The sequence below is a fragment of the Aeromonas sp. Y289-2 genome, assembly GCF_027705925.1.
Lineage (GTDB): Bacteria > Pseudomonadota > Gammaproteobacteria > Enterobacterales > Aeromonadaceae > Aeromonas > Aeromonas veronii.
The window spans coordinates 1-15488 of record NZ_JAPDCH010000012.1; the positions used below are offsets into that span (position 1 = coordinate 1).

Consider the following 15488-nt stretch of genomic DNA (forward strand, 5'->3'; position numbering starts at 1 on the left):
TGTGTTGCTGCGGGAGTGGAATTCTACTCAACCGCCTTCTCGAGTCAAGCCTTATTTTCAAAGGCTTTTCGAGGTTATCGACTTGGCTTTCTGCGTTGCCGCTTGCCCTGTCGATGGAGGCGCATTATAGGGATCTGGATCACGCTTGCAAGGGTGTTTTCGAATTAAATTCGCATTTTTGGTTCAACCGTTCACTAATCACCCAAAAAGCGCATTTATCCTGCAATAACACACCCGTTTGGCGAGCTCGCTATCCTCGATATGGCGTGGCGGGGGTAGCAGATCAAGGTTGTGGCGATTTGGTCTCTCTACATCTATATGCATGGTGATCGAGGTCACGCCTTCGGGTAACATAGCGCCCCTTTGCGATTCACACACTCTTGGGCTTTGGAGAGTTTAATGCCTTTTGCACTTGGCCAGCGTTGGATTAGTGATACAGAGACGGATCTGGGGTTGGGGACTGTCGTTGCTGTTGAAGGACGCATGGTTACCCTGTTGTTTCCGGCTACCGGTGAAAACCGCATGTATGCCAAAGAAGAGGCGCCGGTCACCCGGGTCAGCTTCAATGTGGGCGATCAGATCACCAGTCACGAAGACTGGACCATGACGGTCGAAGAAGTGCAGGAGAAAAACGGCCTGCTTATATATGTAGGTGTTCGCACCGACAATGATGAGCCCGTTGCCCTCAAGGAAGTGTTTCTCAACAACTTTATCAAGTTCAACAAGCCGCAGGATCGCCTGTTCGCCGGTCAGATTGACCGGATGTCCCGCTTTACCCTGCGCTACGAGGCGTTGATCAACCAGCACCAGCGTCGTCGCAACCCGACTCGCGGTCTGGCCGGTGGCCGGGTCAGCCTGATCCCGCACCAGCTCTATATCGCCCATGAAGTGGGTCACCGCTACGCTCCGCGCGTACTGCTGGCCGATGAGGTAGGTCTGGGCAAAACCATCGAAGCGGGCATGATCATTCATCAGCAACTGCTCTCCGGCCGCGCCCATCGCGTGCTTATTCTGCTGCCCGAAACGCTCCAGCATCAGTGGCTGGTCGAAATGCTGCGCCGCTTCAACCTGCACTTCTCCCTGTTTGACGAAGAGCGCTGCATCGAGGCATTTGCCGATGCGGAAAACCCCTTCGAGACCGAACAGCTGGTGATCTGCAGCCTCGACTTCCTGCGCAAGAAGCGTCGTCGCTTCGAGCAGGTGCTGGAAGCCGAGTGGGATCTGCTGGTTGTCGATGAAGCCCACCATCTGGAGTGGAGCGAAGAGGCGCCGACCCGTGCCTATGAGATGGTGGAAGCGCTGGCCGAACAGGTGCCGGGCGTGCTGCTGCTGACCGCCACCCCGGATCAGCTGGGCCACCAGAGCCACTTTGCCCGTCTGCGCCTGCTCGATCCCGAGCGTTTCTACGACTACGAGGCCTTCCTCGCCGAGGAGCAGGCCTATGGTCAGGTCGCCAGCGCCGCGCAAGAGCTGCTGGATGGCGAGACCCTGAGCGATGAAGCCAGACAGATCCTCGCCAGCCAGCTGGAAGGGCTGGACTTGAGCGATGCCGCCGCCCGTCAGCAGGCAGTCGCCAAGCTGCTGGACCAGCATGGCACCGGCCGGGTGCTGTTCCGCAACAGCCGCGCCAATATTCAGGGCTTCCCCGAGCGTCACCTCAACGTCTACCCCATGCCGCTGCCGGAGCAGTACAAGACTGCCATCAAGGTGATGGGCATGATGGGTGGCAACGGTGGCGATCTGCAGACCCGCGCCCTGCGCTACCTCTACCCCGAGAAGATCTTCCAGCAGTTCGAAGGTGACAACGCCACCTGGACCCAGTTCGACCCGCGCGTCGAATGGTTGCTGGAGCTGCTGCTCTCTGCCCGTCAGCAGAAGGTGCTGGTGATCTGCTCCGAAGCAGCGACCGCCATCGCGCTGGAAGAGGCGCTGCGTACCCGTGAAGGGATCCGTGGTGCCGTGTTCCACGAAGGGATGTCGATCCTTGAGCGGGACAAGGCCTCCGCCTATTTCGCCCAGCAAGAGGGTGGCGCCCAGGTGCTGCTCTGCTCCGAGATCGGCTCAGAGGGTCGCAACTTCCAGTTTGCCAGCCATCTGGTGCTGTTCGATCTGCCTCTCAACCCGGATCTGCTGGAGCAGCGTATCGGCCGACTGGATCGTATCGGTCAGCAGAATACCGTCGAGATCCACGTTCCCTATCTGGAAGGGACTGCCCAGCGCGCCCTGCAGCTCTGGTATCACGATGGTCTGGACGCGTTCGAGCAGACCTGCCCGACGGCCCGCCCGGTATTCGAAGCGGTACGTGAAGAGCTGTTCGAGCTGCTGGCCGCCAACACCGGCGATCAGGCAGCCCTCGAGGCCCTGCTGGTAAAGACCCGCGAACTGCACGAGCCGCTCAAGGCCCGACTGGAGCAGGGTCGCGATCGCCTGCTGGAGATCCACTCCAGCGGTGGCGCCGCCGCCCAGCAGCTGGTCGACAAGCTGGCCGCCGAAGATGACGACACCGGCATGATCTCCTTTGCTCTCAAGATGTTCGACGAGATCGGCGTCAATCAGGATGACCGTGGCGAGAACGCGCTGGTGCTGACCCCCGGGGATCACATGCTGGTCTCCAGCTTCCCGGGCCTGCCGCAAGACGGCATGACCATCACCTTCGATCGCAACACAGCCCTGTCGCGGGATGACATGGCGCTGCTCTCCTGGGATCACCCCATGATGCGCGGCGGTATCGACCTGATCCTGGGCTCCGAGATCGGTGCCACCTCGGTCGCACTGCTCAAGAACAAGGCGCTGCCCATCGGCTCCATCCTGCTTGAGCTGATCTTCGTTGCCGAGTCTGCGGCCCATCCCCAGCTCTACCGCTTCATGCCGCCGACGCCGATCCGTCTGCTGATGGACAAGAACGGCCAGAATCTGGGTGAGAAAGTGGCGTTCGATGCCTTCAACCGCCAGCTGACTCCGGTCAATCGCCACCTCGGCAGCAAGCTCGTGACTGCATCCCAACCGGTGATCCACGGTCTGATTGGCAAGGGCCAGGCCATTGCCGAAGAGCTGAAAGCCGGGATTGTCGACAAGGCCCGTGCCCAGATGGCGCAGACCCTGCAGCAGGATCTGGATCGTCTGGAAGCGCTCAAGGCAGTCAACCCGAACGTGCGCGACAGCGAACTGGATTATCTGCGCAATCTGCAGGCAGAATTGCACCACCTGATCGATCAGACCCAACTCAAGCTGGATGCCATCCGCTTTATCGTGGTCACCCATAACTGACAAGGTACCGACCGACAGCGGCCAGACCCAGCTCAAACTGGATACCCAAGGCCGCTTTGTCGTGGTTACCCATAACTGATGGGGGCTTGCCCCCACCTTCTGATGCGAGACATTTATGTTTGAATACTCACCGCCTCTGGAACCCTGGCTCGATATCCTGTTCAAGGACAAGGACATCATGGTGGTCAACAAGCCCACTGGCCTGCTAAGCGTCCCCGGGCGCGGCCCCGAGAATGAAGACAGCGTCCTGCATCGGGTGAAACAGCAGCACCCCAAGGCGGCGGCAGCTCATCGCCTCGACATGTCCACCACTGGCGTCATTGTCATTCCCCTCAATCCCAACTCTCATCGGGAGCTGAGCCGACAATTTCGCGAGCGGGAGACCGAGAAGCACTACCTCGCCTGGGTGTGGGGCGAGCCGGAGGCAGCATCTGGTCAGGTTGACCTGCCGCTCTGCGTCGACTGGCCAAACCGCCCGAAACAGAAGGTGGATCACGAGGAGGGGCGTCACGCCCTGACCCTGTGGGAAAAACTGAAAGTGGAGAACGGCAACAGCCTGATCAAGCTGACTCCCATCACAGGTCGCTCGCACCAGTTGCGCGTCCATATGCTGGAGCTGGGGCATCCGATCCTGGGTGACAACCTCTACGCCCATCCGGATGCGCTGGCGGCTGCCCCCCATCTCTACCTGCATGCGGCCATGCTGACCATCAGCCACCCCCGCAGCGGGGAACGGATGACCTTCGAGGCGCCGGCTCCTTTCCCGGTCTGATCCCGCAAATCGCAGAGATAAAAAAGCCCCCATCGCGAGATGGGGGCTTTTTCATTAGGGTCAGACGCGAATATCGATCTTGCTTCCCAGGGAAGCGCTGGCCGATGTCGGTGCAACCGGCGCTGATTGCGCTGCGTTTTGCAGCAGCTTCAGCGCAGCTTCGCCCTCTTGGGTCTGCTGTTTCTTGGCCAGACTGGCCGTCATCAAAGCAGAACCAAACGACGCATTTGCAGAACTTGATATATCCATAGGGTTCCTCCTGCACTCAACAGTATCGGCCAAGCGGCCCCGAACATAAGCCCTGAATGCAAAACAATCTGAAAGTCGCTTTTCTATCAATCAGATAGCAATAGCATTCATGGCCCCTGTTCACCGCTGAATGACGCCTTCAAGCTCCTGTGCCGTCATCGGCCGAAGCACCTTGCAAGGGTTGCCAGCCGCCACCACGTTGGCGGGCACATCTTTGGTCACCACCGAGCCTGCGCCGATGACGCTGTTGTCACCGATAGTAACGCCGGGGCAGATGACGACGCTGCCGCCAATCCAGACGTTGTGACCGATCCGCACCGGCTTGCCGAACTCGACACCCTTGATACGTGGCGCCACCGGGTGAGCGGCGGTGTAGATCTGCACCCCGGGCGCCAGCAGCACGTTGTCGCCGATATGCACCTCGCAGACGTCGAGGATGGTGCAGCCCACGTTGGCGTAGAAGTTCTCGCCGACGAAGATGTTGGCACCATAGTCGCAGAAGAATGGCGGATTGATGGCACACTCCTGGCCGCGGCCACCGAGCAGCTCGTGCAGCAAAGCATCCCGCGCTGGTTTTTCCTGCCAGCTGGTGTTGAAGGTGTGATAGAGCTTGCGGCAGCGCTCGCGCGCCGCTTTCAGCTCGGGATCCCCCGCATCATAGGGATCACCGGCCACCATCTTCTGCCACTCGGCACCACGCGCATGCTGCTGTTCAGCTGCAACCATTTCCTCGCTCATCCACTACTCCATCAGCCAGATCAGGGATTCATAAGGGCGCAGCATACCCGATTGCGGTTGGGCCGGGCTATCGGGGTAGTTGCCGAGCAGCAGCCGACCTTGCCCGCTTTGCAGCTCGGCAGGCAAGGCAAACTCAACCGGCTCGCCGTAGAAGTTGCTCACCACCAGCAGGGTCTGACCGTTGGCACGGCGGGCATAGGCCCAGATCTTTTGGTGCCCCGTCAGCAGCTCCTGATAATCCCCTTGGGTGAAGATGGGGTGCGCCTTGCGCAAAGCGATCAAATCCCGGTAGTGCCAGAACACTGAGTTCGGGTCGGTCAGCGCCGCCTCGGCATTGATTTCGGGGTAGTTGGCGGCAGGTTTGAGCCAGGGCGTCCCGCTGGTGAAACCGGCATTGGGGGCGGCGCTCCACTGCATCGGGGTGCGGGAGTTATCGCGGGACTTGGCGCCGAGAATGGCGAGGATCTCGGCCTCGCTCATCCCTTCCGCCTGCTTGATGCCGAAGATGTTGCGGCTCTCTACATCCTGATAGTCATCGATGCGCTGATAACCGGGGTTGGTCATGCCGATCTCCTCCCCCTGATAGATGTAAGGGGTGCCTTGCAGACCGTGCAGCGTGCTGGCCAGCATCTTGGCGGCCACTACCCTATGCTCGCCCTCGTCACCGAAGCGGGAGACGATGCGCGGTTGGTCGTGATTGCACCAGAACAGCGCCGACCACCCCTTGCCGTGCATACCGCTCTGCCAGTGGTTGAAGATGCGCTTGAGTTCGAGGAAATCGAACGGTGCTTTCGTCCACTTGTCGCCGTTGGGGTAATCCACCTTGAGGTGGTGGAAGTTGAACACCATGGAGAGCTCTGAGCCGTCCAGCGCGCCGTAGCGCTGGCAGTGCTCCAGCGAAGTAGAGGACATCTCCCCCACCGTCATGGCCCCCACCGGCGCGAACACGTCGCGGCTCACGTCCTGCAAAAATTCGTGGATGCGCGGCCCGTCGGTGTAGAAGCGACGGCCATCGCCACTGTCGTCGCTCGGGAACGCCTGATCCTTGGAGATGAGGTTGATGACGTCGAGGCGGAAACCATCCACCCCCTTGTTCGCCCAGAAGTGGATGATCTTTTTGACCTCGGCGCGCACTGCAGGATTTTCCCAGTTGAGATCCGCCTGCTCGCGGGCAAACAGGTGCAGGTAGTACTGACCGGTGGCTGAGTCCAGCTCCCAGGCGCTGCCGCCAAATTTGGATTGCCAGTTGTTCGGCACGCCGCCATCCACCGGATCGCGCCAGATGTAGTAGTCGCGGTAGGGGCTGTTTTTATCCCCCAGCGCCGACTTGAACCAGGTGTGCTCGGTGGAGGTGTGGTTCACTACTATATCCATCACGATGCGGATATCGCGCGCGTGGGCGGCGGCCAGCAGCGCCTCGAAATCATCCATGGTGCCGTAGGCGGGGTCGATGGCGTAGTAGTCGGCGATGTCGTAGCCGTTGTCCACCTGCGGGGAGACGTAGACAGGGGTCAGCCAGAGGGCGTCAACGCCCAGGGTCTTGAGATAGTCGAGGCGGGCCATGATCCCCTTGAGATCTCCGGTGCCACGGGCGCCGGAATCCTGAAAGCTCTTGGGGTAAATCTGGTAAATCACGGCACTCTGCCACCAGGGTGTTTGGCTCATGGGTCTTTCTCTTGTCTCGAATAGAAAATGGAGAGGGCGACCTGTGGGTCGCCCTGATAATCATTGTCAGGCGCTGGCTTGGGCCAACTTGCCTGCGGCTTGCTGGCGCTTGTAGACCAGCAGGGTCAGCACCACAGGCACCACGATGGCGACCAGCATGGCGATGGCGAACACAGCCCAGTATTGCGGCTGGATGGAGAGGATGCCGGGCAGGCCGCCTACCCCGATGCCGTTGGCCATTACCCCGGCAAAGCCACAAATGAGGGCGGCAAGGCTGGAGCCCACCATGGCGCACAGCATGGGGAACTTGTACTTGAGGTTGATACCGTACATGGCCGGTTCGGTAACCCCGAGGTAGGCGGAGATGGCAGCAGGCACCGAGATCTCCCGCTCGTTCTCCTTGCGGCTAATCAGAATGATGCCCACCACGGCAGAAGCCTGAGCGATGTTGGAGAGGGCGATCAGCGGCCAGATTGGCGTGCCACCCATGCTCTGCATCAGCTGCAGATCCACTGCGTTGGTGGTGTGGTGGATACCGGTAATAACCAGCGGTGCATAGAGGAAACCGAACAGGGCAGCACCGATGGGAGCGAAGGAGCCGGTCATGGCAGCCTTGGCAGCGAAACCGACGCCATCACCAATCCAGCGACCAAACGGGCCGATAAAGGCGTGAGCCACGATCACCGCCAGCAGCAGCGAGACAAACGGCACAATCACCAGATAGAGGTAAGCCGGAATGATCCGCTTGAGGTTGGTCTCAACCCAAGCCAGGAAGACACCCGCCAGCAGCGCCGGAATGACCTGGGCCTGATAACCTACCTTCTGGATCACGAACAGGCCGAAGTCCCACACCTCGGGAGTCTGCTGACCGATGCCGTAGGCGTTCATCAACTGCGGTGACACCAGCGTCACCCCCAGCACGATACCCAGGATCTCGGAGCCGCCCATCTTCTTCACAGCAGACCAGCAGACACCGACCGGCAGGAAGTGGAAGATCGCCTCGCCCAGCAGCCAGAGGAAGGCGTGTACCTGAGCCCAGAACTGGCTGATCTCGGTGAGGGTGTGAGTACCATCGTCGAACATCTTGATGTCGCCGATGACGTTGCGAAAGCCCAGGATCAGACCGCCGGTGATGATGGCGGGCAGCAGCGGAACGAAGATCTCCGCCAGATGGGAAATGCCCCGCTCCAGCGGGTTCATGTTTTGGCGCGCCGCCTGCTTGGCGGTCTCCTTGCTGCCACCGCTGACGCCGAGCTGCTCGGTCAGCGCCTTGTACCACTGCTCTACCTCGTTGCCGATCACCACCTGGAACTGACCGCCCTGGGTGAAGCTTCCCTTCACCGCCGGGATAGTTTCGATAGCCTTGCTGTCGGCCTTGGCCGGATCGTTCAGGACGAAGCGCAACCGGGTCAGGCAGTGGCTGACGGTGGCGATGTTCTCCTTGCCGCCGATCTTGTCGATCAGGGTGGCAAGCTGCTGTGCGTTGATCTTGGACATGGGTCTTCCCTCTGTGACGCCATTGAATAGTGGTCTGTATCGCCCTTTTGAGCCAGTCTGTCGGCCGGAGCGTTTTTGGTATCGTTCCCATTTAGCATGCCGACAATCTGGCCAGATCGAAATGGGAACGTTCCCAATTCGTGGCCAGCATCACAAAAAGCGTACTTTTTGTTCAGTCCGGAGTGATGGGGCTCACAGGGTTCGACAGGGGGCGATTGTCACCAGCGGAGGCTGATCCTGCTCAATCTGGTCGAGCAGCTGACGCGCCGCCTGCTCCCCCGCCCCTTTGTAACCAAGATCGAGACTGAGGGCGTTTGGGAAGAGGAAGCTGAGCATGGGATTGTTGCCAAGTCCGGTCACAAGCACATCGCTACGCCCTTGTTCTTGCAGATATTTTGCCGCACCGATGGCGAGGGTATCGCTGGCGCAGACCAGCGCCTGGGTGGAGGGCGTCAGCAGCTCGGCCGCCAGCCGGTAGCCGCTCTGCAGGCTGAGATCACCGAGGGCACTGCGCGGGCGCAACCCCTGCTCTGCGCAGTAAGCGAGATAAGCATCTAGGCGGCGCTGGCCTGTGGTGAGATCCGAGGTATCCACCCCCAGATAGGCGATGTCGCGGGCGCCACGGCTTGCCAGCTGCGCCAGCATGGTGCGCACCGCACCGGCGTCGTCGAAGCAGACCGAGGAGAAACCGGGGTATTCACGGGCGACCAGCACCAGCTTCTCTTGCAGCGGCGCCATGGCGGCATAGTCCAAGTCATTGAAGGCGAACAGGATAATGCCATCCACCCCGCGCCGCTCCAGCACCGCCAGATGCTCCTGTACCTTGGCGGGGGAGAACTTGCTCTCCATCAGCACGGCATCGTAGCCACGCAGGTAGAGGGTCTCCAGCATGCCGCGCACCGCCTGATTCTCCGAGCTGGAGTCGAGCCGCGAGACGATGATCCCCACCACCTGCTGGCTCTGGCTGCGCATGGCCCGCGCCGATTTGCTCGGCACGAAGCCGTGCTCGGCGATGATCTGCTCCACCCGCTCGCGGGTCTCCTGCTTCACCTTGGGATCCTGATTAAGCACCCGGGAGACGGTCGACTTGCCGACGCCACTCAGTCTGGCGATATCGAGGATGGTCAGTTTCTTGTCCATGAATTGGCTCACAGGAGGCTAGGCGGTGGAATTGCCCACATTGTTGTGATTAACCCCTGTGAATACAAGCCCATGGCGTTAGAATGCCCTTTTTGCCCCGCCGTCAGGGTGTGTGGGCACAGCACAGGATGCCCATCATGGATCTGCTGGCCAGTCTGCTCTTCTCCCTCTCCATCACAGGCCCCATCTGCGTGGTGCTGCTGCTCGGCATCTTGCTCAAGCGGTTGGGGCTGCTGCCGGATCCCTTCACCGAATCCGCCTCGCGACTGGTGTTTCAGGTCACCCTGCCCGCTCTGCTCTTTCTCAGTATTCTGGGTACCAACTTCGCCACCATGCCGAGCCTCTGGTTTATCGGCTATGGCCTGCTCGCTACCGTTATCAGCTATCTGGTGCTGGAGCTGCTGGCCGGGCGTTTTATCGGGGAGCAGCGGCTGCGCGGCATCTTCGTGCAGGGGAGCTTTCGCGGCAACAGCGCCATTATCGGGCTCGCCTATGTGCAGAACGCCTACGGCCACGAAGGGTTGGGGGCGGCGGCCTTCTATGTCGGCGCGGTGACCGTGCTCTACAACATTCTCGCGGTGATCACCCTCACCCGCAGTCTCGGCGGCGCCACAGGCATTCGCCCCATCCTGCTCGGCATCATCAAAAACCCCCTGATCATCGCCATTGTGGCGGCGCTGCCGTTTACCCTGCTCGGTATCAAGATGCCGCAACTGCTGCTCACCACCGGCAGCTACTTCGCCAACATGACGTTGCCGCTGGCGCTGCTCTGCACCGGCGCCTCCCTCAGCCTGGATGCTCTGCGTGGTGGTGCAGCCATTGCCGGGTGGGCCAGCATCATGCGGCTCTGTCTCATTCCAGCAGCTTTTACCCTGGGGGCGGCTCTGCTCGGCTTCAGCCATCTGGAGCTGGGTATTCTGTTCCTCATCAGCGCTACCCCGACTGCCGCCGCCAGCTATGTGATGACCCGTGCCATGGGGGGCGACAGCGTGCTGGCCGCAAACATCATCGCCACCACCACCCTCGGTTCGCTGGTCACTACCAGCCTCGGGGCAACTCTGATGAACTACCTAGGGTTGATGTACTAACGGCTTGACCTTGCCGGAGGCGGCAGCTTTAGGCTGGCGCCCATCAACAGAGGAGATATTCCATGACCATCGAACTCACAGTGTCCGGCATGTCCTGTGGTGGCTGCGCCGCCAGTCTGCAAAAAGCCCTGCTGGCCCAGCCTGCAGTCACTACCGCGACCGTCGATTTCGCCAACAGCAAGGCCGTCATCGAGAGCGAGCTGAGCAAGGCCGAGCTGATCGCCCTGATCGAAGCCAAGGGTTTCTCTGCGAGTTAAATTATCTCCATAGAGGTATAAAACAGGTTAAAAATCTGTACTCACCTGTCTTTTGGTGAGTTTTATCACAGACCCAGGTTATTAAACGGGCAAACTTGCTGCGATTATTCCAACCATAAGGATTTGCAGCATGACCCTACCGATCCGCAAGACCCTGCTCGCCGCCGTCGTCGGCCTGACCCTCTCCCCCATGGCCATGGCCCTGCCCAACGTCCATATTCTGGCAACCGGCGGCACCATTGCCGGGGCAGGCCAGTCGGCTACCCAGTCCAACTACGAGGCTGGCAAGGTGGCCATCGAAACCCTGATCGCCGCGGTGCCCGAGATGAAAAACGTGGCCGATGTGCAGGGAGAGCAGGTGGTGAAGATCGGCTCCCAGGACATGAACGACGAGGTGTGGCTCAAGCTGGCCAAGCGGGTCAACGAGCTGCTGGCCAAGGATGACGTGGATGGCATCGTCATCACCCACGGCACCGACACCATGGAAGAGACCGCCTACTTCCTCAATCTGACCGTCAAGAGCGACAAGCCGGTGGTACTGGTTGGCGCCATGCGTCCCTCCACCGCCATGAGTGCCGATGGCCCGCTCAACCTCTACAACGCCGTGGTGACCGCCTCCGACCCCGCCTCCAAGGGCCGTGGCGTGATGGTGGCGATGAACGACACAGTGCTGGATGCCCGCGACGTCACCAAGACCAACACCACCGGGGTGCAAACCTTCGCCTCCCCCAACTTTGGCCCGCTCGGCTACATCCACAACGGCAAGATCGACTATCAGCGCAGTCCGGCTCGCCTGCACACCAGCAAGACCCCGTTTGATGTGAGCAAGCTCGACAAGCTGCCACAGGTCGGCATCGTCTACAGCTACGCCAACGCCACCGATCTGCCGGCCAAGGCGATGGTGGATGCCAAGTTCGACGGCATCGTCAGCGCCGGGGTGGGCAACGGCAACCTCTACCACACCCTGTTCGACACCCTGGCTAAGGCGAGCAAGGACGGCATCCGGGTAGTGCGCTCCGCCCGCGTACCGACCGGCTCCACCACTCTGGATGCCGAGATCGATGATGCCAAGTACGGCTTCGTCGCCGCCGAGACCCTCAACCCGCAGAAGGCGCGGGTGCTGCTGATGCTCTCCCTGACCCAGAGCAAGGATCCGGCCCAGATCCAGCGCTGGTTCCAGCAGTTCTGATAACGGTTGTCTGACAAGTGATAAGCAAGGGCGGGACTTCCCGCCCTTTTCACTCCTGCAATGCTGCCTCGCCCATTACGCCGTTTGGCGGGGTCGTCCCTCTCTTTTCCGGCCATCTTTTTCAGCCATCGCAAAGCGCTGTCATCAAATTAGCGAGCCGGATCACCCGCTTTCACAAGCGCATCGCCGCCAAATTCATTACACTGCCAGCGATCTTATCCACTCAAGGAGTGCTGTTGCTGTATGGAAATATTGATCCTGCTGGGATTGATTTTGCTTAATGGCGTCTTCGCCATGTCAGAAATCGCCATCGTCACCGCACGCAAGGCTCGCCTCGGCAAGCTTGCCTCTGAAGGCAACCGCTCCGCCGCCATTGCCCTCAAACTGGGCGAAGACCCGACCCATTTTCTCTCTGCCGTCCAAATCGGCATTACCAGCATCGGCCTGCTCAACGGTATCTACGGCGAATCCCTGCTGGCCCAGCCCTTCTCCCTCTGGTTGCAGGAGTGGGGGCTCCCCGCCAAGAGCAGTGGCCTGATCGCCACCGTCATCGTGGTGGTGGTGGTTACTTACCTCTCCATCGTGGTAGGGGAGCTGGTGCCCAAGCGCCTCGGCCAGCTCAATGCCGAGCGCATCGCCTGTCTGGTGGCCCGCCCCATGCACTGGCTCGCCACCCTGACCCGCCCCTTCGTCTGGCTGCTGTCGGCCTCCACCAATGCCAGTCTGCGGCTGCTGCGGGTCAACCAGAACGGCAGCGCCAACGTTACCGAGGAGGAGATCCACGCCATGCTGGTGGAGGGCTCTGAAGCCGGGGTGATCGAGGATCATGAACACACCATGCTGCGCAACGTCTTCCGTCTCGACGAGCGCAGCCTCTCCTCCCTGATGGTGCCGCGCAGCGATATCCGCTATCTGGATCTGGCGCTGCCGCTGGAGACCAACCTGCAGCGGCTGGTGGAGTATCGCCACAGCTATTTTCCGGTCTGCGACGGCAACCTGTCAGAATTGGTGGGTATCATCAATGTCAGCAAGGTGCTGCACGCCTATATCAAGGGGGAGCCCATCGATCTGGCTGCCCTGACCCAGGAGGGCAGCCTGCTGCCCGAGACCCTCAACGGCGTCGAGCTGCTCAACCACTTCCGCACCCACAGCGAACAGATGGCGCTGGTGGTGGACGAATATGGCGAGCTGCAGGGACTGGTCACCCAGCAGGATCTGCTGGAGGCGCTGGCGGGGGATTTCCAGCAGGAGGATGGCGAGGACAACTGGGCATTCCGGCGCGCCGACGGCAGCTGGCTGCTCGATGGCCTGATCCCGCTGCCGGAGTTGAAGGACTGTCTGGAGTTAGTTCGTCTGCCAGAAGAAGAAAAACATCACTATCACACCCTCGGAGGGCTTATCATGCTGCTCCTTGGTCGTGTTCCACAAACCGGAGACCTGGTGACACTGGAACAGTGGCAACTGGAAATTGTTGACATGGATGGCCTGCGCATCGACAAGGTGCTCGCCATGCCCTTGACCGATCAACCCAGCTAACCTGCGGAGTTTGCAAGTATGGAGCAGTTTTACCAACTGGCTCACGCCTTTATGAATCACGATCTGAACACACTTTCCGATCCCAAGATGGCCTTCATGATCTGTGGTGTGATTCTGACGTTTCTGGTACTGGAAAACGGATTCATCCCTACCGCCTTTCTGCCCGGTGACAGCCTGCTGATCCTCACCGGCGTACTCATCTATCAGGATGTATTGTCTCTCGGGGTGATCCCGCTGTTGATCATGGCTACCTTTGTCGGCACCTGGCTCGGTTACATGCAGGGGCGCTTTCTCGGCCACACCCAGCTCTACCATCGGCTGATGTCCCACGTGGAAGAGCGACACCAGCAGAAGGTCTACCACCTGCTGGACAAGTACGGGATCATCACCCTGATCACCGCGCGCTATATCGCCTTCGTACGCACCGCCTACCCCTACATCGTCGGTGCCACCGAGCTGCCCCAGGGGCGCTTTCTCATCGTCAATCTGATCAGCTCCATCATGTGGATCTGCCCGCTGGTCGGGTTTGGCTACTACCTGAGCCACACCAAGCTGGCAGCCGAATACCAGACCCAGTTCTTCAACATCATCATCTATCTGCCGGTGGCCCTGCTGGTGGGTGGCATGGTGGCGCTGGTCTGGCGCTGGGTCAGCAAACGCAGGGCCGCGCAGCCGCGGGATTGACCCCTCGCCCAACGCCCGACCCGAAAGCCCTCGCCAGAGGGCTTTTTTGATCGCCTATTTTGCGCAAATAGCAGAAATAGTCCCGCTCGGCCCTTGTAAAGCCGGGGTAAAAATGAGTGAATCTAGCGCCTTTTTTTGGATGGGAACGGAGTCGGTTGTATGTGGTGTCGGATTCGCGCAGCTGCGCTGGTTGTCGGGTTGATGGGAATGCTGGGATTGCCTGCGGTCAGCGCGGCACCCAACCCAGCCAAACTGGAAGTACGCTCGAGCAGCGCCCTGGTCGTGGATGTAAAAACGGGCAAGACGCTCTACCAGAAGAATGCCACCAAGGTGCGTCCCATCGCCTCTCTCACCAAGCTGATGACAGCGCTGGTGGTGCTGGATGCCAAACAGAATCTCAACCAGACCATCACGGTCGACAAGAACGATCTGGATCGGGTCAAACACACTCACTCCCGCATCCGCATGGGCACCAAGGTGACCCGCCGCGACGCCCTGCATCTGGCGCTGATGTCCTCCGAAAACCGGATGGCCTCGGCACTGGCGCGTCACTATCCGGGCGGTCGCAGCGCCTTCGTGCGAGCCATGAACAACAAGGCCAGACAGCTGGGTATGCGAAATACCCACTTCTACGACTCCACCGGCCTCTCCACCCGCAACGTCTCTACCGCCCAGGATCTGGGCAAGCTGGCTGCTGCCGCCTATCGTCAGCCGCTGATCCGTCAGTTCACTCAGGATGAGAACCGGGAGATGCGCTTCAGCGCCCCCGCCTACAGCCTGATGTTCAACAACACCAACCCGCTGGTGAAAAACCCGGATTGGGACGTGCGCCTCTCCAAGACCGGCTTCACTGACGAAGCGGGTCGCTGTCTGGTGATGCGCGCCAAACCGGACAGCCGCGAGCTCGCCATCGTGCTGCTCAACTCGGTGGGCAAACGCACCCCCATCGGCGATGCCAACCGCATTCGCAAATGGCTGAAAAGCTGAGTAAATCTCTCAACACAAAAGGATGCTGCGGCATCCTTTTTTATTGCCCGCAAAACGCCTCTGCAGGCCTTGCAGGATGTAGATGAGCGAACCTTGAGTGATAAGCTACGCGGCATCTGCCGTTGCAACAGCAGGCATACAGGGCGCTTCTAGATAAGGCAAAGGGTGGCAAGGGGTTGCACCGTTCAGAAGAACTGTGCGCAATCACAGAAAGGGGAAGAAATAAGGACAAGAACAGACTGGATGGCCATCCAGGCGCTATAACGCGAACACGAATCTGTACCAAAAAGCTAAATATCGCCCATAAAAAAACAGCCCCGACCGAAGTCGAGGCTGTCTGTATGGTGCGCCCGAGAGGATTCGAACCTCTGACCACCTGGTTCGTAGCCAGGTACTCTATCCAGCTGAGCTACGGGCGC

General features: G+C 60.1%; 13 protein-coding genes and 1 tRNA gene. 8 read left to right on the forward strand and 6 right to left on the reverse strand.

Annotation, left to right across the window (positions count from 1 at the left end):
• Positions 1-399 precede the first annotated feature (399 nt).
• Positions 400-3267: an RNA polymerase-associated protein RapA gene (rapA, locus tag OKC43_RS16330; RefSeq protein ID WP_236272806.1), complete on the forward strand. Its 2868-nt coding sequence runs from the start codon at positions 400-402 to the stop codon at positions 3265-3267.
• A 115-nt stretch (positions 3268-3382) separates the two neighbouring features.
• Complete coding sequence (rluA, locus tag OKC43_RS16335; protein WP_103252124.1) at positions 3383-4039, forward strand: bifunctional tRNA pseudouridine(32) synthase/23S rRNA pseudouridine(746) synthase RluA; 657 nt, start codon at positions 3383-3385, stop codon at positions 4037-4039.
• 60 nt (positions 4040-4099) lie between these two features.
• On the opposite strand, the gene OKC43_RS16340 is transcribed toward rluA, so the two are convergent.
• The 5 genes from OKC43_RS16340 to treR all read right to left on the reverse strand — a co-directional run bounded on the left by OKC43_RS16340 (position 4100) and on the right by treR (position 9328).
• Positions 4100-4288, reverse strand: coding sequence for a hypothetical protein (locus OKC43_RS16340; RefSeq protein WP_005336040.1), 189 nt, complete (start codon positions 4286-4288; stop codon positions 4100-4102).
• A 120-nt stretch (positions 4289-4408) separates the two neighbouring features.
• Entirely contained in the window at positions 4409-5026 is a 618-nt protein-coding gene (locus OKC43_RS16345) for a sugar O-acetyltransferase (RefSeq protein WP_236272805.1), read from the reverse strand.
• 3 nt (positions 5027-5029) lie between these two features.
• Entirely contained in the window at positions 5030-6691 is a 1662-nt protein-coding gene (gene treC / locus OKC43_RS16350) for an alpha,alpha-phosphotrehalase (RefSeq protein WP_236272804.1), read from the reverse strand.
• 66 nt (positions 6692-6757) lie between these two features.
• Positions 6758-8188: a PTS trehalose transporter subunit IIBC gene (treB, locus tag OKC43_RS16355; RefSeq protein WP_005336043.1), complete on the reverse strand. Its 1431-nt coding sequence runs from the start codon at positions 8186-8188 to the stop codon at positions 6758-6760.
• 192 nt (positions 8189-8380) lie between these two features.
• Positions 8381-9328: a trehalose operon repressor TreR gene (treR, locus tag OKC43_RS16360; protein WP_236272803.1), complete on the reverse strand. Its 948-nt coding sequence runs from the start codon at positions 9326-9328 to the stop codon at positions 8381-8383.
• 137 nt (positions 9329-9465) lie between these two features.
• Here treR and OKC43_RS16365 point away from each other — a divergent pair, with 137 nt between their 5' ends.
• From OKC43_RS16365 to pbpG, 6 genes are all read left to right on the forward strand, one after another.
• Positions 9466-10416 carry an AEC family transporter gene (locus tag OKC43_RS16365; RefSeq protein WP_005336047.1) on the forward strand — a complete coding sequence of 317 codons (951 nt, stop codon included), beginning with the start codon at positions 9466-9468 and terminating at the stop codon, positions 10414-10416.
• 62 nt (positions 10417-10478) lie between these two features.
• On the forward strand, positions 10479-10673 hold the full coding sequence (locus OKC43_RS16370; protein ID WP_041210890.1) for a heavy-metal-associated domain-containing protein: 195 nt from the start codon (positions 10479-10481) through the stop codon (positions 10671-10673).
• A gap of 130 nt (positions 10674-10803) precedes the next feature.
• Complete coding sequence (gene ansB / locus OKC43_RS16375) at positions 10804-11862, forward strand: L-asparaginase 2 (protein WP_064338868.1); 1059 nt, start codon at positions 10804-10806, stop codon at positions 11860-11862.
• Positions 11863-12105: 243 nt separating this feature from the next.
• Positions 12106-13398: a hemolysin family protein gene (locus tag OKC43_RS16380; RefSeq protein ID WP_040069001.1), complete on the forward strand. Its 1293-nt coding sequence runs from the start codon at positions 12106-12108 to the stop codon at positions 13396-13398.
• Between the two features lie 18 nt (positions 13399-13416).
• A complete protein-coding gene (locus OKC43_RS16385) occupies positions 13417-14082 on the forward strand; it encodes a DedA family protein (protein ID WP_236272802.1) in 666 nt (221 codons plus the stop codon).
• A 159-nt stretch (positions 14083-14241) separates the two neighbouring features.
• Complete coding sequence (gene pbpG, locus OKC43_RS16390; protein WP_005348750.1) at positions 14242-15069, forward strand: D-alanyl-D-alanine endopeptidase; 828 nt, start codon at positions 14242-14244, stop codon at positions 15067-15069.
• A gap of 342 nt (positions 15070-15411) precedes the next feature.
• On the opposite strand, the gene OKC43_RS16395 is transcribed toward pbpG, so the two are convergent.
• A tRNA-Arg gene (locus OKC43_RS16395) sits at positions 15412-15488 on the reverse strand.